Source organism: Streptomyces sp. NPDC024632 (assembly GCF_055559175.1).
This window is the reverse complement of the sequence record NZ_JBVHLD010000011.1, coordinates 213,775-236,389: the sequence shown is the minus strand read 5'-3', so window position 1 is coordinate 236,389 and position 22,615 is coordinate 213,775. Positions and strand designations below refer to the sequence as shown.

Genomic DNA, 22,615 nt, shown 5'->3' with positions numbered 1-22,615 from the left:
CTCGACAAGAGCGTCCCGCTGCCGCGGCAGCGCGGCGGCGAGCCGCTGCTCAAGGTGACCGGTCTGGTCAAGCACTTCCCGATCACCAAGGGCCTGCTGCGCCGCCAGGTCGGCGCCGTACAGGCCGTGGACGGCATCGACTTCGAGGTCGCGGCGGGCGAAACGCTCGGCGTGGTCGGCGAGTCGGGCTGCGGCAAGTCCACGATGGGACGGCTGATCACGCGGCTGCTCGAACCGACCGGCGGCACGATCGAGTTCCAGGGCCGGGACATCACGCACCTGAGCACCGGGGCGATGCGCCCGATGCGGCGCGACGTCCAGATGATCTTCCAGGACCCCTTCTCCTCGCTGAACCCGCGGCACACCATCGGCACGATCGTCGGCGCCCCGTACAAGCTCCAGAAGGTCGCGACCGAGCACGGTGTGAAGCGCGAAGTGCAGAATCTGCTGGAGCTGGTCGGGCTCAGCCCCGAGCACTACAACCGCTACCCGCACGAGTTCTCCGGCGGTCAGCGGCAGCGGATCGGCATCGCGCGGGCCCTCGCCCTCAAGCCGAAGCTGGTCGTCGCCGACGAGCCGGTCTCGGCGCTGGACGTGTCCATCCAGGCCCAGGTGGTGAACCTGCTGGACGACCTCCAGTCGGAGCTGGGCCTGACGTATGTGATCATCGCCCACGACCTATCGGTGATCCGCCATGTCTCGGACCGGATCGCGGTGATGTACCTCGGCAAGGTGGTGGAGATCGCGGACCGGGAGGCGCTGTACAGCGCGCCCTTCCACCCGTACACCACCGCCCTGATGTCGGCGGTGCCGGTGCCCGACCCGCGGCGGCGCACGCAGCGCAAGCGCATCCTGCTCACCGGTGACGTGCCGTCGCCGATCTCGCCGCCGAGCGGCTGCCGCTTCCACACCCGGTGCTGGAAGGCGACGGAGGTGTGCAAGACGCAGGAGCCGCCGCTGGCGCCGCTGGCGACCGGCCACCAAGTGGCGTGCCACCACCCGGAGAACCAGCCGGACAACCAGCAGGACAGCGCGGCTGTCACGCCGTAGGCAGTCGTGACGGGGCGGGCCGTACGGTCGCTGCTTTCTGGCCGTACGGCCGGCGCCGCCGGTCCGGCGCCGGTTCGTACGGTGGGCCTCGCGGTTCGTACGGCGGGCCGTAGTACAACATCGGCATGGCCACGGATCTGTTCACGCCCACCGTCCAGCACACGCTCGACGTCGTCGGGATCTTCGTCTTCGCGATCTCCGGCGCGCTGGCGGCGGTCCGCAGGAACTACGACGTGTTCGGCATGGCGGTGCTCGCCGAGGTCACGGCGCTCGGCGGCGGGGTCTTCCGCGATCTGGTCATCGGCGCGGTGCCGCCCGCCGCCTTCACCGACGTCGGCTACTTCTCGACGCCGCTGGTCGCCACCGCGCTGGTCTTCTTCCTGCACCCCGAGGTCGAGCGGATCACCGCCACGATGAACGTCTTCGACGCCGCCGGGCTCGGGCTGTTCTGCGTGAGCGGCACGATCAAGGCGCACACGTACGGGCTCGGGCTCACCCCGTCCGTCGCGCTCGGCCTCGCCACGGCGGCGGGCGGCGGCGTCCTGCGCGACCTGCTGGCGAACGAGGTGCCGTCGCTGCTGCGCTGGGACCGCGATCTGTACGCCGTCCCGGCCCTGGTCGGCGCGAGTACGGTCGCGCTGCTGATCCACTTCGACGTGCTGGGCGGTGTGACCGCGGGGCTCGCGGCGCTGGTCGCCTTCGTCCTGCGGCTGCTGGCGCTGCGGTTCCACTGGCGGGCGCCGCGGGCGTGGCACCGCAGGAGCGCGGCGGCGGAGGGGGAGTAGCGGACTCCGTCCGGGCCGGGCCGTGCGTATGCCGGTCGTACGGACGCGGGCCGTGCGTACGCGGGCCGCGCGTACGCGGGCCGCGCGTACGCGGGCTGTGCGTGTGCCGGGCCGTGCGTATGAACGGCGGGGTCGCGCGGCCGGTCGCCGCGGCGGGAACCCGCCAGCGGTGGACACGGAGTCTCTACCGCTGGGTAACATCGGGGCATGGCACATGCGACAGCCCGCGCGACCCTCGGCGACAGTGAATTCGACCGCGACACGACGGTGACGGCGCGGCCGGGCGAGCCCGGCACGTACGACATCGACCTGTCACCGGGCTGGACCATCGCCGCGGCCGTCAACGGCGGGTATCTGCTCGCCGTCGTCGCCCGCGCCCTGCGCGACGCGCTGCCGCACGACGACCCCTTCACCATCACCGCCCATTACCTGACCGCCTCAGGCCCCGGCCCCGCCGTGATCAGGACCGAGACGGTACGGGCGGGCCGGACCCTCTCCAGCGGGCAGGCGTCGCTCTACCAGACCGACGAGCAGGGCCGCGAGGTCGAGCGGATGCGGGTCATCGCCGCGTACGGCGACCTGGGCGCGCTGCCCGACGACGTACGCACCACCGCGCCCGAGCCGTCGATGCCGGAGTACGCGGACTGCGTCGGCCCCGAGGACGCCCCCGAGGGCGGCGCGCCGCTGCCCGGCTCCAGCGCCCTCCTCGACCGCATCGCGCTCCGGCTCGATCCGGCCACCGCGGGCTGGGCCGTCGGCGCGCCCTCGGGGCGCGGTGACATGCGCGGCTGGTTCGGCCTGGCCGACGGCCGCGACCACGACGTCCTCTCGCTCCTCCTGGCCGTGGACGCCCTGCCCCCCACCGCCTTCGACCTCGGCCTCAAGGGCTGGGTCCCCACCCTCGAACTCACCGTCCACCTCCGCGCCCGCCCGGCCCCCGGCCCCCTCCGCATCGCCCTCACCACCCGCAATCTCGCCGGCGGCCTCCTCGAAGAGGACGCCGAAGTCTGGGACACCGCCAACCGCCTCGTGGCCCAGTCCCGCCAACTCGCCCGCGCCCCCCGCCCCTGACCCCCCTCCCGCCGCGGTCGGCCACCACGCCGGTGCCGATGGCCGTACGGTGAAGCGCCGGGTCCCACCCGGAGAGGGGGCATGGAGCGGTGAGGACACACCTGTTTCCCGCGTTCGCGAGGGTCTTCGCGTTCTGCGCGGCTGGAGGATTGACGGCTTTCGCGGTGCGGCGTTCGGGGGTGGCCGACGCCACATTGGCGGGTGCCATCTGGTACGGATTCCTCATGTGCGGAGTGGTTTCCGAGGTATTCCGCCATCGGCGCGACAAGGCGGCCGGTGGGCGCCCGCACCGCGAAAGACGGTAGCCATGAGCATCCGCCATCCATCGCTCCGGCCAATCGGTTGCCTCGCGCCGGGGGCGTTGTCGCCGGGGTGAGGCGCCTTGTGGGGTGGGCGGACGCGGGTGGGGGTCGGAAGGTTGCTCCGGCGAACGTAGAATCGGGGCACCATGGCCTACTTCGACCACGCCGCCACCACGCCCATGCTCCCGGAGGCGGTCCAGGCGATGACCGCCCACCTCACGGTGACCGGGAACGCGTCCGCACTGCATGCCGCCGGGCGGCAGGCCCGGCGGACCGTCGAGGAGTCACGGGAAGCGCTCGCCGCGGCACTTGGCGCGCGCCCCAGCGAGATCGTCTTCACCGGCGGCGGCACCGAGTCGGACAACCTGGCGGTGAAGGGCCTGTTCTGGGCGCGCAGGGACGCCGACCCGCGCAGGGTCCGCGTACTGGCCAGCCCGGTCGAGCACCACGCGGTGCTGGACGCCGTCCACTGGCTCGCGGAGCACGAGGGCGCCGTCGTCGAGTGGCTGGACGTCGACGGCTACGGCCGGGTCCACCCCGAGACACTGCGCGCCGCGATCGAGCGTGACCCCGACGACGTGGCCCTGATCACCGTGATGTGGGCGAACAACGAGGTCGGTACGGTGCTGCCGGTCGCCGAACTGGCCGAGGTGGCACGGGAGTTCGGCATTCCGATGCACTCCGACGCCGTGCAGGCGTTCGGCCAGGCCGAGGTGGACTTCACCGCGAGCGGCCTCGACGCGATGACGGTGACCGGCCACAAGATCGGCGGCCCGTACGGCGTCGGCGCGCTCGTGCTGCGGCGCGAGGACACCCCCGTACCGCTGCTGCACGGCGGCGGCCAGGAGCGCAGCCGCTCCGGCACCCTCGACGTACCGGCCATCGCCGCCTTCGCGACCGCAGGCACCCTCGCCGCCGAGCGCCGCACCGCCTTCACCCGCGACATCGGCGCCCTGCGCGACACCCTCGTCCGCGACGTGCTCGCCACCGTGCCCGACGCCATCCTCAACGGCGACCCCGACCCCGCGGGCCGCCTCCCCGGCAACGCCCACTTCACCTTCCCCGGCTGCGAGGGCGACGCCCTGCTCCTGCTCCTCGACGCCCAGGGCATCGCCTGCTCCACCGGCTCCGCCTGCACCGCGGGCGTCGCCCAGCCCAGCCACGTCCTGCTCGCCATGCACCAGCCCCCCACCCACGCCCGCGCCACCCTGCGCTTCTCCCTGGGCCACACCACCACCCCCGCCGAGATCGCCACCCTCACCGCCGCGATCGGCCCCGCCGTCGAACGCGCCAGGGCCGCGGGCCAGACCTGAGGGCCGGGCCGGGAGGCCGTTACTCTGGGGGAGTGAATGACTTCCCTGACGCCGATCGCAAGAAGCTGCGCGTACTGGCCGCGATGAGCGGCGGTGTGGACTCCGCCGTGGCGGCGGCGCGCGCCGCCGAGGCGGGGCACGACGTGACCGGCGTGCACCTGGCCCTGTCGGCGAATCCGCAGAGCTTCAGGACGGGCGCGCGGGGCTGCTGCACGGTGGAGGACTCGCGGGACGCGCGGCGGGCGGCCGACGTGATCGGCATCCCGTTCTACGTGTGGGACCTCGCGGAGCGCTTCCGGGAGGACGTGGTCGAGGACTTCGTCGCGGAGTACGCGGCGGGCCGGACGCCGAATCCCTGCCTGCGCTGCAACGAGAAGATCAAATTCGCCGCGCTGCTGGACAAGGCGCTGGCGCTGGGCTTCGACGCGGTCTGCACCGGGCACTACGCGACCGTGCTGGTCAAGGACGACGGCACGCGCGAGCTGCACCGGGCGAGCGACGCGGCCAAGGACCAGTCGTACGTGCTCGGCGTCCTGGACGAGCGGCAGCTCGCGCACGCGATGTTCCCGCTGGGGGACACCCTGACCACCAAGGACGAGATCCGCGCGGAGGCCGAGCGGCGCGGGCTCGCGGTGGCGCGCAAGCCCGACAGCCACGACATCTGCTTCATCGCGGACGGCGACACCCAGGGCTTCCTGGCCAAGCGCCTCGGCACCGCGGAGGGCGCGATCGTGGACGAGGACGGCGCGCGGGTCGGCACGCACACGGGCGCCTACGGCTTCACCATCGGCCAGCGCAAGGGCCTGCGGATCGGCGTCCCCGCGGACGACGGCAAGCCGCGCTACGTCCTGGACATCTCGCCGGTCGACAACACCGTGACGGTCGGCCCCCTCGACGCTCTCGACGTGACATCGCTCACCGCGATCAAGCCGCGCTGGTGCGGCACCCCGCCGGCCGGCCCCGCCGCGTACACCGCGCAACTGCGGGCGCACGGCGAGGACGTACCGGTGACGGCGGAGCTGGTGGACGGCGAGCTGCGGGTCGGCTTCGGCGCGCCGGTGCGCGGCATCGCGCCGGGCCAGGCCGTCGTGCTGTACGACGGCACGCGCGTCGTCGGCTCGGCGACGATCGCCACGACGGACCGGGCGGGTTCGGCCGCGGACCGGGCCACCGCCGACCGGACGGACCCGCGGCCGGAACGGACCGCCGCCGTGAACGCCGATCAGGCCGCAGGAGCGCGCGCGGGCGCCGATACCGTGACCGTATGAACATCTGTGTCTTCCTCTCCGCCGCCGATCTCGACGAGCGGTATACGGCCCCTGCCCGTGAATTCGCCGAGCTGATCGGGCGCGGCGGCCACACCCTGGTCTGGGGCGGCTCGGACGTCGGCCTGATGAAGGTCGTCGCGGACGGCGTCCAGGAGAGCGGCGGCCGGCTGGTCGGGGTGTCGGTGGAATTCCTCCGGTCCAAGGCGCGGGAGAACGCGGACGAGATGGTGACCGCGGTCGACCTCGCCGAGCGCAAGGCGGAACTGCTGCGGCGCGCGGACGCGATCGTCATCATGGTCGGCGGCACCGGCACACTGGACGAGGCCACCGAGATCCTGGAGCTGAAGAAGCACGGGCTGCACGCCAAGCCCGTCGTGCTGCTCAACAGCGCCGGTTTCTACGACGGGCTCAGGGAACAACTGCACCGGATGGACGCGGAGGGCTTCCTGCCGCTCCCGCTGGCCGATCTGGTGGCCTTCGCCGACACCGGCGAAGAGGCCATGACCTACCTGACGGAGAACGTGTGAGCATCCACCTGGTCACCGGAGCCGGCTCCGGCATCGGCGCCGCGGTCGCGCGCGGGCTGCTGGAGCGCGGCGACGAACTGTGGCTGCTGGCCAGGGACGCGGGCCGGGCCAAGGCGCTGGCCGCCGCCTTCCCCGGCGCGCGGACCCTGGTCGGCGACCTCGCCGAGCCGTCCCGGCTGTCCTGGGCGCTCGGCCACCAGGCACCGCCCGACCGGCTGGACTCGCTGCTGCACATCGCGGGCGTGGTCGAACTGGGCGACATCGGCGACCTCACCCCGAAGGTGTGGAACGAGACGCTCGCGGTCAACCTCGTCGGCCCCGCCGAGCTGACCCGGCTGTTCCTGCCCCAACTGCGGCTCTCCCGCGGCCATGTGGTCTTCGTCAACTCCGGCGCCGGACTCGACGCGCACGCGCAGTGGGGCCCGTACGCGGCCAGCAAGCACGGCCTCAAGGCCCTCGCGGACGCCCTGCGCCGCGAGGAGCACGCCAACGGCCTGCGCGTCACCTCCGTCTTCCCCGGCCGCACCGCCACGCCCATGCAGGCCAAGGTGCACCAGCAGGAGGGCAAGCAGTACGACGCCGAGCGCTGGATCGCGCCCGAGTCGGTCGCCACCACGGTCCTCACCGCGATCGACCTGCCCCGGGACGCGGAGATCACCGACCTGACGGTCCGACCGGGCCGGTAACGCCTCGGGCGCGCCTGGCGGCGGCGGTGTGCCGCCTCCGGCACGGCTGACGGCGACGGCTGACGGCGACGGCGGGGTGCGGGCTGTGGCGGGTGGCGCGCGCCGCGCGTGAGGCAGCCGGGCGCCCCGTCGTACGTCGGCCCGGCCCGTCGCGTCGCGTCTCGGCGGCCGGGGGCGCGTCACGTTTCGGGCGGGCGGCCCCCCGCCCCGCCGGTTTCGCTGGGCTTCCCGCAGGGGGCGGTCGCCCAACCGTGTACTTATGCCGGTCGATTGCTCCGGCGCAGCCGATATCCGACCGCTTTCGTCGCTTCCGCACCTTAAGGTCATCCGCGCCCCACCCCGATCCGAGGGAGCGGACCGACCATGGCCTCTGCCACCGCAGTACCCCGGCCGAGCAGCGCCGGGCGGGACGTACGGACCCGCGCCGAGGCCGCCCTGCGGCTCGCCGCCCCCGCGCTGCTCGGCTACGGCGCCGCCCGCGCCCTCGGCATCGTCCTGCTCTGCTACTTCGCCGAGCGGCGCGGCCGTTCACCCGGCACGGTGCTGTACGGGTCGTGGGACTCGCGCTGGTACCAGGACGTGGTCGAGCACGGCTACGACCGTACGGTCACCGGAGTGCCCAACGCCTGGCACGGCTGGAGCAACCTCGCGTTCTTCCCGCTGTACCCGGCGCTCTGCCGCGTCGCGGACGCGGTCCTGCCGGTCGGCGACGCCAAGGCGTCCTGGCTGGTCTCGCTGACCGCCTCGATGGCCGCGGCCTGGCTGATCTTCCTGGTCGGCAACCGCCTCCACCGGCGGCGTACCGGCGTCATCCTCGCGGTGCTGTGGGGCTGCCTGCCGCACGCGCTGGTCGAGAGCATGGCGTACACCGAGTCGCTGTTCACCGCGCTCTGCGCCGCCGCCCTCTACGCCACGCTGGCCAAACGCTGGGTGTGGGCCGGGACGTTCGCCGCGCTGGCCGGACTCACCCGGCCCACCGGCGTCGCCATCGCCGCGGCCGTCGGCCTCACCGCCGGGCTCGCCGCGGTCCGGGCACTGCGGCAGCCGCGCGAGGGACCCTGGTGGGGGCCGGTCTGGCGGCCCGCGCTCGGCATGCTGCTCGCGCCCGCCGGATGGCTGGCCTTCGTCGTGTGGGTGGGCGTGCGCGTGCACCGCGCCGACGGCTACTTCGCCGTCCAGGAAGCCTGGGGCAACCGCTTCAGCAAGGGCGGCTACCTGCTGCGGCGCTTCCGCTGGGTCTTCCTCGGCCCGCGCGGCAGCGACGTACCCGTCGCCTTCGTCGTCGTCACCCTCGTCGTCGTGGCCTGCTTCGCGCTCTTCGCCTTCAGCCTCGTCCAGCGCCAGCCGCTGCCGCTGCTGCTCTTCAGCGGCGCGCTCCTCGCCGTCCTCACCCTCGGCGCGGGCGTCTACATCGCCCGCGCCCGTTTCCTGCTCCCCGGCTTCCCCCTGCTGATCCCGCTGGCCCGCGTCCTCGCCCGCACCCACCCGCGCACCATCGCCTGCACCCTCTCCTTCGCCGCCGTCGCCTCCGCGATCTACGGAGTCCACCTGTCGCTGGTGTGGAACGGCCCGCCGTAGGGGAGGGCGACCGCCAGGAGAGGGCGACCGCCGGAGGAGAGGGCGACCGCCGCGAGGGAAAGCGACCGGCCGCGGAGCGCATACGCTTTCGGACGTGAGTACCCAGACTGACTTCTCCCTGCCCGCGGGCACCGCGACCGGTGTCGGGTCCATGCCGGGCGGCGACGCCCGGGAGGCGGCGCGGGTGGCCGTGGAGGCCACGGCGGGCATGGCCTTCCTGCCCGAGCTGCCCGGCCGGGGCCCCGGCGCCGACATGATCGGCCGGACCCTCGGCATGCTCGTGGACCTCTACGCCCGCGTGGAGCCCAGCGGCTGGCGCTTCGGCGACCGGCCGGGACGGGACTCGAAGCGGGCCACGTCCTGGCTCGGCGAGGACCTGGACGCGCTGGAGGAGTTCACCCAGGGCTACGAAGGGCCGCTCAAGATCCAGGCGGTCGGCCCGTGGACGCTGGCCGCCGGGGTCGAGACCCGCAACGGCGAGGCCGCGCTGCGCGACCACGGGGCCGTACGCGACCTGGCGGGATCGCTCGCCGAGGGCCTGCGGCTGCACGTCGAGGAGGCGCGGCGCCGGGTCCCCGGCGCCCAGATCGTGCTCCAGCTCGACGAGCCGTCGCTCACCTCCGTGCTGCACGGCAGGATCAGGACGGCCAGCGGCTACCAGACCTACCGCGCGGTGGACCGCGCCGTCATCGAGTCGACGCTGCGCGACCTGATCGCGGCGGTCGGCGCACCGGCCGTCGTCCACTCCTGCGCCCCCGAGGTGCCCTTCGGTCTGCTGCGGCGCGCCGGGGTCGTCGGCATCTCCTTCGACTTCGACCTGCTCACCGAGCGTGACTGGGACGACTTCGGGGAGGGCGCGGAAGGCGGCACCGCGCTCTTCGCCGGTGTCGTCGCCGGCAAGGATGCCCCATTGTCAGACCCTGGCGGTAGCGTCAGTGGTGTTCGGGCGCTGTGGCGCAGGCTGGGGCTGGCACCGGGGGCATTGGGCTCCTCGGTCGCGGTCACCCCTTCCTGCGGTCTGGCGGGGGCCTCTCCGGCCTATGCCCGTGCCGCCCTGGTGCACTGCGCGAAGGCGGCGCGATCGCTCGTCGACAACCCTGAGTGAGGGAAGGGACAGTTTCGTGGCAGCCGTGGACGACGACGCAAGCCGGGGCGAGGCGAGCGCGGCGGAGATCCCCGCCGAGGCACGCGAGGAGCACGCACGCCTCGCCGAGCAGATCGAGGAGCACCGCTTCCGCTACTACGTCAACGACGCGCCCGTCGTCAGCGACGCCGAATTCGACACGCTGCTGCGCCGACTCGAAGCGGTCGAGGAGGAGCACCCGGGCCTGCGCACCCCCGACTCGCCGACCCAGAAGGTCGCGGGCGCGTACGAGACGGAGTTCACCTCCGTCCAGCACCGCGAGCGGATGCTGTCGCTCGACAACGCCTTCGCGCCGGAGGAGCTGGCCACCTGGGCCGAGCGCGTCGCCGCGGAGCTGGGCCCGCCGGACAACACGCACAGCCCGTACCACTTCCTGTGCGAGCTGAAGGTCGACGGCCTCGCGGTCAATCTGACGTACGAACAGGGCCGCCTCACCCGCGCCGCCACGCGCGGCGACGGCAGGACCGGCGAGGACATCACGCCCAACGTGCGGACGATCGCCGACATCCCCGACCGGCTCGTGGGCGACCGCGTGCCCGAACTGGTGGAGATCCGCGGCGAGGTGTACTTCCCCGGCGAGAAGTTCGAGGAGCTGAACGAGCGGCTGGTCGAGGCGGGCGACAAGCCCTTCGCCAACCCGCGCAACGCGGCGGCCGGTTCACTGCGGCAGAAGGACCCGCGGATCACCGCGAGCCGCCCGCTGCGCATGGTGGTGCACGGCATCGGCGCCCGCCAGGGCTTCGACATCGACTGCCAGTCGCACGCGTACGAGCTGCTGCGCGAGTGGGGCCTGCCGACCGCCCGCTACAACAAGGTGGTCGACTCGCTCGCCGAGGTCTCCGACGTCATCGCCTACTACGGCGAGCACCGGCACGACGTCGAGCACGAGATCGACGGCGTCGTGGTCAAGGTGGACGAGATCCCGCTCCAGGGACGGCTCGGCTCCACCTCACGGGCGCCGCGCTGGGCGATCGCCTGGAAGTACCCGCCCGAGGAGGTCAACACCAAGCTGGTGGACATCCGCGTCGGCGTCGGCCGCACCGGGCGCGTGACGCCGTACGCGGTCGTCGAGCCGGTGACGGTGGCGGGCTCCGAGGTCGAGTTCGCGACGCTGCACAACCAGGACGTGGTGAAGAAGAAGGGCGTCCTGATCGGCGACACCGTCGTGCTGCGCAAGGCGGGCGACGTCATCCCGGAGATCCTCGGGCCGGTCGCGGACCTGCGGGACGGCAGCGAGCGGGAGTTCGTGATGCCCGCCGAGTGCCCGGACTGCGGCACCGCCCTCCAGCCCATGAAGGAAGGGGACATCGACCTGCGGTGCCCCAACGCCCGCTACTGCCCTGCCCAGTTGCGCGAGCGGATCTACTACCTCGCGGGCCGCAAGTGCCTCGACATCGAGAACTTCGGATACGTCGCCGCGACCGCCCTGACGCAGCCGCTGGAGCCTTCCGAGCCGCCGCTGAAGGACGAGGGCGACCTGTTCGGCCTGGAGATCGAGGAGCTGCTGCCGATCCGCTCCTACGTACTCGACCAGGACACCGGCCTGCCCAAGCGGGACGCGGACAGCGGCGACGAGAAGATCGTCACCTTCTTCGCCAACCAGAAGGGCGAGCCGAAGAAGAACGCGCTGGCGATGCTGGAGCACATCGCCGCGGCCAAGGAGCGCCCGCTGGCCCGCATCCTCACCGGTCTGTCGATCCGTCATGTCGGCCCGGTGGCCGCCGAGGCGCTGGCCCGCGAATTCCGCGACCTGGACCGGATCAAGGACGCCGCAGAGGAGGAACTGGCCGCGGTCGACGGCGTCGGCCCGACCATCGCCGCGTCGGTGAAGCAGTGGTTCGCCGAGGACTGGCACCTGGAGATCATCGAGAAGTGGCGGGCCGCGGGCGTCAAGTTCACCGAGGAGGGCTCGGACGAGGGACCGCGTCCCCTCGAAGGACTCACCGTCGTCGTGACCGGAACACTGGCCGGACACACCCGGGACGGCGCCAAGGAGGCCCTGGTCAGCCGCGGTGCGAAGGTCACCGGCTCGGTCTCCAAGAAGACGAGTTTCGTCGTCGTCGGCGACAACCCCGGTTCCAAGTACGACAAGGCGCTCCAGGTGAAGGTGCCGGTGCTGGACGAGCCGGGCTTCGCCGTCCTGCTCGAACAGGGGGCCGAAGCCGCCAGAGCCGTGGCGGTGAATCCGCCGGAGGCGGCGGAAACGGAGGAAGGTGCCGCGGACAAGCCGGTGGCCGAAGACGCGGAAGCGGCGGACGCCGACGGCACAGAAACGGCCGCCGAATCCGGCTGAATGGCCCTGGGATGTCACCCGTTCGGCCTATATCAGAATACGGCGACCGCCCAGGTCGCATTCCGGGAACCCCTGCCGATCGGTGCCCGAGGTGGCGTGTCGCGGCCTACTGTTGAGAAGCGCGCCCGCCGGGCATGAACCTTCCAGCGGCCTCAGCGGGTCCCACCGCGGGCACCGGCGCGGTGGACCTGCTTGCCACACCAGGCTGCGAGAGGGACGGGCATGGAAACGACGGAGGGCGTCGTAGCGGCGCCGCTGCCCAGCAGCCAGGCCGCGACACCGCTCCCGTGCGCGACCCGGCCGTCGATCCGGATAGGGGTGCCGGCGGTGGCCGGTGCCGCGCTCGTCGCGGGCGTCGTCCGCATGGTCGTCAGCGGCCACGCGCTGTTCCCCGGCGGCACCATCGGCTGGGCCCTGGCCGTACTCACCGGCATCGTTGTCGGCCACCTGGTCGCGATGGGCCGCGACCGCTGGTGGGGCGGCACCGGATCCGGCGCCGCCCTCACCCTCGCCATGCTCCTGCTCTATGGCTGGGTGCCCGCCGTCCTCGTCAGCCTCGCCGTGGTCGTCCTGGTCGGGGCCGCCCGCAGGCACCGCTGGCGGGAGGCCGCCCTGCACGGCGCCATCGACATCCTCGGCATCGGCGCGGGCGCGCTCGCCCTCTACTGCTTCGGCGACCACCCCTCCGTCGAGGGCCCCTGGCGGCCCGCCGCCTGGACGCTGTCCGCCGCCCCGGCCATCCTCGTCACCGCGTTGGCCTATCTGACCGCGACCCGGCTGCTGCTGTGGCTCGCGTTCGCCCCGCGCGGCGGCGGCCTGCCCACGGTCGCGCGCACCGCGCTCATCCGGCAGGGCATGGTCGGCGTCGCCCTGCTCGGCATCTCCCCGCTGATCCTGGTCGTCGCCTGCGACATGCCCGTCCTGCTGCCGCTGTTCTCCGTCCCGCTGATCGCGCTGGACTCCACCTTGTGGATCGCGCACGCCCGCGCCGAGGAACAGCTCCGCGACCCGCTCACCGGCCTGCCGAACCGTCAATGGCTCCTGGAACGCGTCCGGTCGGCGCTCGACATCGCCCAGGGACGCGGCGAGCGCAGCGCCCTGATCCTCATCGACCTCGACAAATTCCGCTCGGTCAACGACACGCTCGGGCACCTCGCGGGCGACCGGCTGCTCCTCCAGGTCGCCGACCGGCTGCGGCTCGCGCTGCCGCGCGGCGCCGAGGCCGCCCGGCTCGGCGGCGACGAATTCGCCGTTCTGCTGCCCATCTGCGACTCGCCGACCCGCGCCCAGCGCGTCGCCCGCGCACTGGCCCTGGCGCTCGGCTCCCCGATCAGCCTGGACGGCCTGACCCTGGTGCTGGAGGCCAGCGCCGGGGTCGCCGTCTTCCCCGACCACGCGGTGGACGCCGAAGGGCTGCTGCGCCGCGCCGACGTCGCGATGTACCAGGCCAAGCTGGACCGCAGCGGCGTCGAGGTCTACGAGGCCAAGCGCGACGGCAACACCCCCGACCGGCTCGGCCTGCTCGGCGACCTGCGCCGCGCCCTGGACGCCGGGGACGTCCAGCTCCACTACCAGCCCAAGGTCCGCTTCGACGGCCAGGTCGCCGGACTCGAAGCGCTGGTGCGGTGGGAGCACCCGGAGCGCGGCCGGGTGAACCCCGAAGAGTTCATCACGATGGCCGAGACGTCCGGGCTCATGCCGCAGCTCACCGAGTACGTCCTCGACACCGCCCTCGCGCAGGTCGCCCGCTGGCGCCGGATGGGCCTCGAAGTCCCCGTCGCCGTCAACGTCTCGCCCCGCGACGTCCACAGCCCCGGCTTCGCGGGCGCCGTCGCCGCCCGCCTCGCCCGGCACCAGGTCCCGCCGGGCTCGCTCCAGTTGGAGATCACCGAGCACGTCCTGCTCGAAGACCCGCAGCGCGCCGCCGACACCCTCAACGGGCTCACCGGACACGGCGTCAAGATGTCCCTCGACGACTTCGGCACCGGCTACTCCTCCCTGGTCCACCTGCGACGGCTCCCCGTCAGCGAACTCAAGATCGACCGCTCCTTCGTCGCCCGCCTCGTCATCGACAACGAGGACGCCGAGATCGTGCGCTGCACCATCGACCTCGCCCACTCCCTCGGCCTCCTCGTCGTCGCCGAGGGCGTCGAGGACGACGAGACCTGGGAACGCCTCCGTGACCTGCGGTGCGACGCCGTCCAGGGGTGGCTCGTCGCCGCCGCCATGCCTCCCGACGAAGCCACGGCGTGGCTGCGCGCCCGCGGTGAACGGGGGTGGCAGCGGCCTGTCGCCGCGCTGGCGGCGACGCCCGAGCCCGAGCCCGAGCATTCGGCTCTGCCGGAGATCCGCCGACCCTGACGCGCCCGTGGGCACGGCCCTTGTGCGTCCACTTGCGCAGGTGGGTACGCCCCTGAAAAGCAGGGCCCCGCGTCAGCGCACCGTACCGGGGCCGCGCCCCTGAAAAGATCGGGTTGCCGCGCGCGGGAGGGAAATGGGGTCTGGGGGCGTGCCCCCGGGCCCGTAGGATGAGGGGTCCACCGACATCTCACCCCGCAGAGGATCGCAATCGCATGCCTGGCATCACGCGCGAGGAGGTCGCCCACCTCGGCAAGCTGGCACGGCTGGAACTGTCCGCCGACGAGCTGGACCACTTCGCCGGACAGCTCGACGACATCATCGGCGCGGTAGCCCGCGTGTCCGAGGTGGCCGGCGAGGACGTACCGCCGACCTCGCACCCGCTGCCCCTGACCAACGTCATGCGCCCGGACGACGTCCGGCCGTCGCTGACCCCGGAGCAGGCCCTGTCGGGCGCCCCGGCGCAGGAGCAGCAGCGCTTCAAGGTGCCGCAGATCCTGGGGGAGGACTAAGACCATGACGGACATCATCAGGCTGACCGCCGCTCAGACGGCGGAGAAGATCGCGTCCGGCGAACTGACCGCGGTCGAGGTCACCGAGGCGCACCTGGCCAGGATCGAGGCCGTCGACGAGAAGGTGCACGCCTTCCTGCACGTCGACCGCGAGGGCGCGCTCAAGCAGGCCCGCGCCGTGGACGCCAAGCGCGCGGCGGGCGAGCCGCTCGGCCCGCTGGCGGGTGTGCCGCTGGCGATGAAGGACATCTTCACCACCGAGGGCGTGCCCACCACCGTGGGCTCGAAGATCCTCGAAGGGTGGATCCCGCCGTACGACGCGACCGTCACGAAGCGGCTGAAGGCCGCCGACGTGGTGATCCTCGGCAAGACCAACATGGACGAGTTCGCGATGGGCTCCTCGACGGAGAACAGCGCGTACGGCCCGACCGGCAACCCGTGGGACCTGACCCGTATCCCCGGCGGCTCCGGCGGCGGTTCGGCCGCGGCGCTCGCCTCGTACCAGGCCCCGCTGGCCATCGGCACCGACACCGGCGGCTCCATCAGGCAGCCCGCCGCGGTGACCGCGACGGTCGGCGTGAAGCCCACCTACGGCGGCGTCTCGCGGTACGGCATGGTCGCCTTCTCGTCCTCGCTCGACCAGGGCGGCCCCTGCGCCCGTACGGTGCTGGACGCCGCGCTGCTGCACGAGGTGATGGCCGGGCACGACCCGCTCGACTCCACCTCCGTCGACGCGCCGGTGCCGCCGGTCGTCGAGGCCGCGCGCAACGGCGGCGTGGCGGGCCTGCGGGTCGGCGTCGTCAAGGAGTTCGGCGGCGAGGGCTACCAGGCCGGTGTCGTCCAGCGGTTCAACGAGTCGGTGGAGCTGCTGCGCGACCTGGGCGCCGAGATCGTGGAGATCTCCTGCCCGTCGTTCACGTACGCGCTCGCCGCGTACTACCTGATCGCGCCGTCGGAGTGCTCCAGCAACCTGGCCCGCTTCGACGCCATGCGCTACGGCCTGCGGGTCGGCGACGACGGCACGAAGTCGGCCGAGGAGGTCACCGCGCTGACCCGTGACGCGGGCTTCGGCCCCGAGGTCAAGCGCCGCATCATGCTCGGCACGTACGCGCTCAGCTCCGGCTACTACGACGCGTACTACGGCTCGGCGCAGAAGGTCCGCACGCTGATCACGCGGGACTTCGAGAAGGCATTCGAGAGCGTCGACGTGATCGTCTCGCCGACGACGCCGACCACCGCCTTCCCGATCGGCGAGCGCGCCGACGACCCGATGGCGATGTACCTCGCGGACCTGTGCACCATCCCCGCGAACCTCGCGGGCAACGCGGCGATGTCGCTGCCCTGCGGACTGGCCCCCGAGGACGGGCTGCCGGTGGGACTCCAGATCATCGCACCCGCACTCAAGGACGACCGGCTCTACCGGGTCGGCGCCGCCGTCGAGGCCGCCTTCGTGAAGAAGTGGGGCCACCCCTTGCTAGAGGAGGCACCCCAGCTATGAGCACCGTGAAGAAGAAGGGCAAGCCGGGCACGTACCTGGCCATCGGCAGCACGCTCTTCGCGGCCTTCAGCAACATCAAGAAGGTCCGCACCGCCCGCGGCGAGCAGGACACCCTCCAGTTGGTCGACGGCCTGATCCGGGTGGCCGCGGTGGCCACCGGCGTCGCCCTGCTCATCCGCGAGCTGCGCCAGGCGAACGACGACGACATCCTGACCGGCTGACCGGACGGACTGAGAAGGTAGAGGGAACTGTGACCGTCACGGAGCTGCTGTCCTACGAGGACGCGCTGGCGTCGTACGACCCGGTGATGGGCCTCGAGGTCCATGTCGAGCTGGGCACCAGGACCAAGATGTTCTGCGGCTGCTCGACCGAACTGGGCGCCGACCCCAACTCGCAGACCTGCCCGACCTGTCTTGGCCTGCCCGGCGCGCTGCCGGTGGTCAACGCGGTCGGCGTGGAGTCCGCGATCAAGATCGGCCTCGCGCTCAACTGCGACATCGCGCAGTGGTGCCGCTTCGCCCGGAAGAACTACTTCTACCCGGACATGCCGAAGAACTTCCAGACCTCGCAGTACGACGAGCCGATCGCGTACAACGGGTATCTGGACGTCCAGTTGGAGGACGGCGAGGTCTTCCGGGTGCAGATCGAACGCGCCCACATGGAGGAGGACACCGGCAAGTCGCTGCACGTCGGCGGCGCCACCGGGCGGATCCACGGCGCCTCGCACTCGCTGCTGGACTACAACCGCGCGGGCATCCCGCTGATCGAGATCGTCACCAAGCCGATCGAGGGAGCGGGCGCGCGCGCCCCCGAGGTCGCCAAGGCGTACGTCGCCGAGCTGCGCGAGCTGATCAAGGCGCTGGGCGTGTCCGAGGCCCGGATGGAGCAGGGCCAGATGCGCTGCGACGTCAACTTGTCGCTGCGCCCGCACGGGCGGGAGAAGTTCGGCACCCGCAGCGAGACCAAGAACGTCAACTCGCTGCGCAGTGTGGAGCGGGCGGCCCGCTTCGAGATCCAGCGGCACGCGGCGGTGCTGTCCTCCGGCGGCACGATCCTCCAGGAGACCCGGCACTTCCACGAGGAGGACGGGTCGACGACCTCCGGCCGGATCAAGGAGGAGGCCGAGGACTACCGGTACTTCCCCGAGCCCGACCTGGTGCCGGTCGCCCCGGCCCGTGACTGGGTCGAGGAGCTGCGCGCCGGGCTGCCCGAGCTGCCGCGGCTGCGCCGCAAGCGGCTCCAGGAGAGCTGGGGCATCGCCGACCACGAGATGCAGTCGGTGCTCAACGCGGGCGCGCTCGACCTGATCCTCGCCACCATCGACGAGGGCGCGGACGCGGCGGCGGCCCGTAAGTGGTGGATGGGCGAGCTGGCCCGGCACGCCAACGAGTCCGGCACCGAGCTGGCCGATGTGCCGATCACCCCGGCGCAGGTGGCCAGGGTCGCGGCGCTGGTCTCGGCGGGCGACCTCAACGACAAGCTGGCCCGCCAGGTCATCGAGGGCGTTCTCGCGGGCGAGGGCGACCCCGACCAGGTGGTCGACAAGCGCGGCCTGAAGGTCGTGTCCGACGACGGCGCCCTGGGCGCGGCCGTGGACGAGGCCATCGCGGCCAACGCGGCGATCGCGGACAAGATCCGTGGCGGCAACCTGGCCGCGGCGGGCGCGCTGATCGGCGCCGTCATGAAGCTCACGCGCGGGCAGGCGGACGCGAAGCGGGTCCGTGAGCTGGTGCTGGAGAAGCTGGGCGTGCAGGGCTGAGGCCAGGCCGCCCGCGCGTGCCGGACGGTTATACGAGGGCGGTTCCCGGTGGCGGGGGCCGCCCTCGGCCGTGGCGGTCCCTTCGCGCCGTGGGCGGCTCACGTCGCCGGGGGCGGCCTCGGCCGTGTCCGGCCGGAATGTGGACAGTGGATCTCACAGGTTGAGGCGGGCACTCTCAGACGGCTCTCAGTCCGCTCTCAGAAAGCATCCCTACGGTGCGGACCATGGAGACCACCAAGCCCCCCACAGTGACCGACGCCGAGACCGAGAGCGGGATTGAGAGCGGGACCGAGACCGGGACCAAGAGCGGGACCGGGACCGGGACCGAGAGCGGGACCGAGACCGGGACCGGGACCGCGTCCGCGCAGGAGAAGCCCGGCACCCCCGCCGCGGAGACCGCGGCCGACCTCGAAGTCGTGGACGAGACCGACTACGAGGTGATCGGCGACGGAGCCGACGACGAGGAGGAGGACGACGCCCTCGCCGCGGAGCCCGCGGCGCCGTCCGCCGCCTCCGCCATCGTGACCGGCGCCGCCGCCGTCGCGGGCGCCGCGCTCGCGCTGTCCTCGCTCACCGGCACCTGGCTCAGCAACGTCGTCTCCCAGCGGCAGGGCCTGATCGGCCAGATCAAGACGTCCAGCGGCACCGCCAAGCAGCAGATCGCCGCCGGATACGGCACGCCCTGGCACGCGATCGCCCTGGTCAACGGCATCTTCGCGGTCGTCGCGCTGATCGTCTGCGGCGGAGTGCTGCTGCACCCGGCCTCCCGGGCCCGCGCCGCCCGCGGCCACTGGAGCCAGGCGCTCGCCTGGGGCGGTGTCGTCCTGGCCTTCATCGGCCTGCTCATCGCGGGCGCCATGTGGTTCGACGTGTTCGCCGACCTCCCTACGGTCCCCGCGTCCTGACCCCCGCGCGGTGAGCGTCTAAGGCACCCGCACCCCGTACGGGGCAGCCGTCTAAGGCCCCCTGGGGCCGAGAGTTGCGGCAACTGCCCGATGTGGCGGGACCCCCTTGGAGACGAAGCTTGTGGCAGCGGAACAAGCACATCATCCAAGGGGAGAGACCGATGTTCGCTTACGAACTCCAGCAGGCCCGCCGTGACGACCTCCAGCACCGCGCCGACGCCTGGCGGCTGGCCCGGGACGCCAAGGCCGCCCGCGACGCCGCCCGCAGGAACCGCAGGACCACCAGGACCGCCGCCCGCACCGGCACCGAGGCGGACTCGGCCGCGGAGGCCCCCGCCTCCCCGCGCCCGTCCCGCGGCCGAGCCCGCCACCAAGCCGCATGACTGCGCCGCACCCGGCGCCGGCCCGGACCACCGCGACCGCGCTGCCGGGTGCGCGGGCGCAGGGGCCGCCCCCGGCGGGCGGCCCCTCTCCCGCGCCCGGCGGGAGGGATGGGCAAGGCGCCGCCCGGGTAATCGGTGTCGGGAGAAGGCGTGGGCGTGCGATGCTCGGCAGCGTGCAGACGCAGTCGCTGAGTCCCGAGTTCATTGGCCGTGACGCCGAACTGGCGAAGCTCGGCGCCGCGCTGGCCGCCGCGGCGGCGGGGGAGCCGCAGGCGGTGCTGATCGGCGGGGAGGCGGGGGTCGGCAAGACCCGGCTGACCGAGGAATTCGTGGCCGCCGCGCGGGCGGCCGGCGCGGTCACCGCGGTCGGCGGCTGCGTGGAGATCGGCGCGGACGGACTGCCGTTCGCCCCGATCTCGACGGCGCTGCGCGCCCTGTACCGGGCGCTCGGCGCCGAGCTGACGGCCGCCGCGGCCGGGCAGGAGGCCGAGCTGGCCCGGCTGCTGCCCGAGCTGGCCGAATCCGGCGGCGGCCTGCCGCGCGACCCGCACGACGAGGACGGCCGGGTCCGCCTCTTCGAGCTCACCGCCCGCCTGCTGGAACGGCTCGGCGCCGACCGTACGCTCGTCGTCGTCCTGGAGGACCTGCACTGGGCCGACCGCTCCACCCGCGAGCTGCTGGCGTATCTCTTCCGCTCGCTCCAGCGCGCCCGCGTGCTGATCGCGGGCACCTACCGCGCCGACGACATCCACCGCAGGCACCCGCTGCGGCCCTTCCTCGCCGAGACCGACCGGCTGCGGACCGTCAAGCGCATCGAGCTGCCCCGCTTCAGCCGCGCCGAAGTGCGCCGTCAGCTCGCGTCGATCCTCGGCGCGGAGCCCGCGGACGCCGTCGTGGACGAGGTCTTCACCCGCTCGGACGGCAACCCCTTCTTCGTCGAGGAGCTGGCGTGCAGCATCACCCGCGGCTGCGCCACCGGCATCAGCGAATCCCTCCGCGACCTGCTGCTGGTCCGCGTCGAGGCGCTGTCCGACGACGCCCAGCGGGTGGCGAAATTCGTCGCGGAAGGCGGCAGCACGGTGGAGTACCGGCTGCTCGAAGCCATCACGGGACTGGACGAGGACGCCCTGCTGGACGCGCTGCGCACCGCCGTGGGCGCCAACATCCTGCTGCCCTCCGACAGCGGTGAGGGCTACCGCTTCCGGCACTCCCTGGTCCGCGAGGCCGTCGGCGACGACCTGCTGCCCGGCGAGCGCAGCCGGATCAACCGGCGGTACGCGCGGGCCGTCGAGGCCGACCCGACGCTCGTCCGCGCCGACGAGCGGGCCGCGCGGCTCGCCAGTTACTGGTACGCCGCCCACGACCCGGCCAAGGCGCTGCCCGCCGTCCTGCGCGCCTCCGTCGAGGCCAGGCGGCGGCACGCGTACGCCGAGCAGTACCGGCTGCTGGAACGCGCGCTCGAACTGTGGGACGACGCCCCCGAGGAGACCCGCGCCGAGCTGCGGCCCGCCGACTACGCGGAGGCGTACCCGGCGTGCGGCTGCCACCCCGACACCCCGCTGAGCCTGCTCGACCTGCTCGCCGAGGTCACCGTCGCCGCCCGGCTCGGCGGCGAGCGGGAACGCGCGCACGCGATGGCCAAGCGGGCACTGCGGCTGATGGACCGCGACGACAGCGGCGACGACCCGCTGCGCGCCGCCTGGTTCTGGGCGCAGCGCTCCCGTGTCACCGAGGCGCTGGGCCGCGGCGACGGCTGGGACGAGCTGTCGCGCGCCCGCGAACTGGTCCGCGGCCAGCCGCCGTCCGCCGCGCACGCCGAGGTCCTCACGATGATCGCGAGCTGGATCATGGTGCACAAATCCGGCGCCGAGGGCATCGACATCGGGCGCCGCGCCGTCGAGTACGCCCGGCAGGCCGGCGCCCGCGACACCGAACTGCACGCCCGCGTCACCCTCGGCCTGCTCCAGGCCGACGGCGGTGACATCGACGGCGGCATCGCGGAGGTCGAGGAGGTACGGCGGCTGCTCAGCGGCGACCACGCGGTGCCCGGCGCCATCGCCCGCACCTACGGCAATCTGTCCTCCGTCCTGGAGGGCGCGGGCCGCTCCCGCGAGGCCGTCGCCGTCGCCCGCGAGGGCCAGCGGCTGATCGGCGCGCGCGTCTCGCTCGGCATCCGCTCGTGGCTGCTCACCAACGAGGGGGAGTCGCTGATCTCGCTCGGCCGGTACGCGGAGGCCGCCGTCGCCCTCGCCGAGGCGCTGCGGTACGCCGACGGCTCGTATCCGCGCGCGGGCATCGAGATGCACCACGGATTCCTCGCCCTGCTGCTCGGCGACACCGAGGCCGCCGTCCGCTACCAGGCCGCCGCCCGGTCCGGTCTCCTCCACGACACGCAGCCGCAGCACCTCATCCCGAGCCGCACCCTGGCGCTCCAACTGGCCTTGGCCCAGGGCCGGTTCGACGACGCGCGCCGCGAACTCCTCGGCGCGATCGACGCGGGCTTCGCCACCGGGACCACCCGCTTCGCCTGGCCCCTGCTCGCCGCGGGAGCCGCCGCCGAGGCCGACGGCGCCGCCGAACCGCGCGTCCTGGAACGTATCCGCGCCGCCGCCCGCGAGCTGTCCCGGCCGACGCCGCTCGCCGAGGCGTACGCCCTGGTGGTCGACGCCGAACTGGCCCGCGCGGAAGGCCGTACGGAGCCCGACCTGTGGGCCGCCGCCGCGCTCGCCTTCGCCCGCCAGGAACGGCCGTACGAACTGGCCGCCGTACGCCACCGGCACGCCGAGGCGCTGCTTGCCGCGGGGCCCGAGGGCCGTGAGGAGGCCGGGTGCCTGCTCGCGCAGGCGTACGCGACGGCGGACGCCTTCGCCGCGCGCCCCCTGCGCGACCGGATCACCCGACTGGCCCAGCGCGGTCGCCTGCCCCTGGACAGCCCCGCGCCCCCCGCCGCGGACCCCGTCGAATCCCTCGGGCTCACCGCCCGTGAACGCGACGTGCTCCGCCTGGTCGCCGACGGCCTCACCAACCGTCAGGTCGCCGAAGTCCTGTTCATCTCACCCAAGACGGCGAGCGTCCACGTCTCCAACATCCTCGCCAAGCTCTCGCTGTCCACCCGCGGTGAGGCCGCCGCGCTGGCCCACCGGCTGAACCTCTTCGCCCCGGCGGCGTCCTGACGCCGCCCGC

At 73.1% G+C, this 22,615-nt stretch carries 17 protein-coding genes and 1 pseudogene; all 18 read left to right on the top strand.

Going from position 1 to position 22,615, the window contains the following annotated elements; all coding sequences use genetic code 11:
- The first annotated feature begins 18 nt into the window (after positions 1-18).
- The 18 genes and pseudogenes from ACZ37P_RS23925 to ACZ37P_RS23840 all read left to right on the top strand — a co-directional run bounded on the left by ACZ37P_RS23925 (position 19) and on the right by ACZ37P_RS23840 (position 22,605).
- Positions 19-1,050: an ABC transporter ATP-binding protein gene (locus ACZ37P_RS23925; RefSeq protein WP_391044839.1), complete on the top strand. Its 1,032-nt coding sequence runs from the start codon at positions 19-21 to the stop codon at positions 1,048-1,050.
- Between the two features lie 125 nt (positions 1,051-1,175).
- Entirely contained in the window at positions 1,176-1,835 is a 660-nt protein-coding gene (locus ACZ37P_RS23920; protein ID WP_355348059.1) for a trimeric intracellular cation channel family protein, read from the top strand.
- A gap of 207 nt (positions 1,836-2,042) precedes the next feature.
- On the top strand, positions 2,043-2,906 hold the full coding sequence (locus tag ACZ37P_RS23915; protein WP_355348062.1) for a thioesterase family protein: 864 nt from the start codon (positions 2,043-2,045) through the stop codon (positions 2,904-2,906).
- A gap of 448 nt (positions 2,907-3,354) precedes the next feature.
- Complete coding sequence (locus tag ACZ37P_RS23910; protein ID WP_355348065.1) at positions 3,355-4,521, top strand: cysteine desulfurase family protein; 1,167 nt, start codon at positions 3,355-3,357, stop codon at positions 4,519-4,521.
- Positions 4,522-4,604: 83 nt separating this feature from the next.
- Positions 4,605-5,675, top strand: a pseudogene (gene mnmA / locus ACZ37P_RS23905) (tRNA 2-thiouridine(34) synthase MnmA); the annotation flags it as partial.
- A 110-nt stretch (positions 5,676-5,785) separates the two neighbouring features.
- The gene (locus ACZ37P_RS23900) at positions 5,786-6,316 is read left to right on the top strand and encodes an LOG family protein (protein ID WP_355348068.1); all 531 of its coding nucleotides are present in this window, start codon (positions 5,786-5,788) and stop codon (positions 6,314-6,316) included.
- Positions 6,313-7,002, top strand: a complete 690-nt coding sequence (locus ACZ37P_RS23895) for an SDR family oxidoreductase (protein WP_467348516.1) — start codon at positions 6,313-6,315, stop codon at positions 7,000-7,002. The genes ACZ37P_RS23900 and ACZ37P_RS23895 overlap by 4 nt, the downstream gene beginning before the upstream one ends.
- A gap of 363 nt (positions 7,003-7,365) precedes the next feature.
- On the top strand, positions 7,366-8,580 hold the full coding sequence (locus ACZ37P_RS23890; protein WP_391044745.1) for a hypothetical protein: 1,215 nt from the start codon (positions 7,366-7,368) through the stop codon (positions 8,578-8,580).
- A 94-nt stretch (positions 8,581-8,674) separates the two neighbouring features.
- Positions 8,675-9,685, top strand: a complete 1,011-nt coding sequence (locus ACZ37P_RS23885; RefSeq protein ID WP_467348514.1) for a methionine synthase — start codon at positions 8,675-8,677, stop codon at positions 9,683-9,685.
- 25 nt (positions 9,686-9,710) lie between these two features.
- Entirely contained in the window at positions 9,711-12,017 is a 2,307-nt protein-coding gene (gene ligA / locus ACZ37P_RS23880) for an NAD-dependent DNA ligase LigA (protein ID WP_467348512.1), read from the top strand.
- A gap of 222 nt (positions 12,018-12,239) precedes the next feature.
- Positions 12,240-14,378 (top strand): putative bifunctional diguanylate cyclase/phosphodiesterase, encoded by a 2,139-nt coding sequence (locus ACZ37P_RS23875; RefSeq protein ID WP_355348083.1) that lies wholly within the window; start codon positions 12,240-12,242, stop codon positions 14,376-14,378.
- A gap of 212 nt (positions 14,379-14,590) precedes the next feature.
- Positions 14,591-14,887 carry an Asp-tRNA(Asn)/Glu-tRNA(Gln) amidotransferase subunit GatC gene (gene gatC, locus ACZ37P_RS23870; RefSeq protein ID WP_355348086.1) on the top strand — a complete coding sequence of 99 codons (297 nt, stop codon included), beginning with the start codon at positions 14,591-14,593 and terminating at the stop codon, positions 14,885-14,887.
- Positions 14,888-14,891: 4 nt separating this feature from the next.
- Positions 14,892-16,385, top strand: coding sequence for an Asp-tRNA(Asn)/Glu-tRNA(Gln) amidotransferase subunit GatA (gatA, locus tag ACZ37P_RS23865; protein ID WP_355348089.1), 1,494 nt, complete (start codon positions 14,892-14,894; stop codon positions 16,383-16,385).
- On the top strand, positions 16,382-16,606 hold the full coding sequence (locus ACZ37P_RS23860) for a hypothetical protein (RefSeq protein WP_355348092.1): 225 nt from the start codon (positions 16,382-16,384) through the stop codon (positions 16,604-16,606). Before gatA ends, ACZ37P_RS23860 begins: the two co-directional genes overlap by 4 nt.
- A gap of 29 nt (positions 16,607-16,635) precedes the next feature.
- Complete coding sequence (gene gatB, locus ACZ37P_RS23855; RefSeq protein WP_355348095.1) at positions 16,636-18,144, top strand: Asp-tRNA(Asn)/Glu-tRNA(Gln) amidotransferase subunit GatB; 1,509 nt, start codon at positions 16,636-16,638, stop codon at positions 18,142-18,144.
- 224 nt (positions 18,145-18,368) lie between these two features.
- Complete coding sequence (locus ACZ37P_RS23850) at positions 18,369-19,049, top strand: hypothetical protein (protein ID WP_467348508.1); 681 nt, start codon at positions 18,369-18,371, stop codon at positions 19,047-19,049.
- Between the two features lie 161 nt (positions 19,050-19,210).
- Entirely contained in the window at positions 19,211-19,432 is a 222-nt protein-coding gene (locus tag ACZ37P_RS23845) for a hypothetical protein (RefSeq protein ID WP_355348101.1), read from the top strand.
- 161 nt (positions 19,433-19,593) lie between these two features.
- Positions 19,594-22,605, top strand: a complete 3,012-nt coding sequence (locus tag ACZ37P_RS23840; protein WP_467348507.1) for a helix-turn-helix transcriptional regulator — start codon at positions 19,594-19,596, stop codon at positions 22,603-22,605.
- The last annotated feature ends 10 nt before the right edge of the window (positions 22,606-22,615 follow it).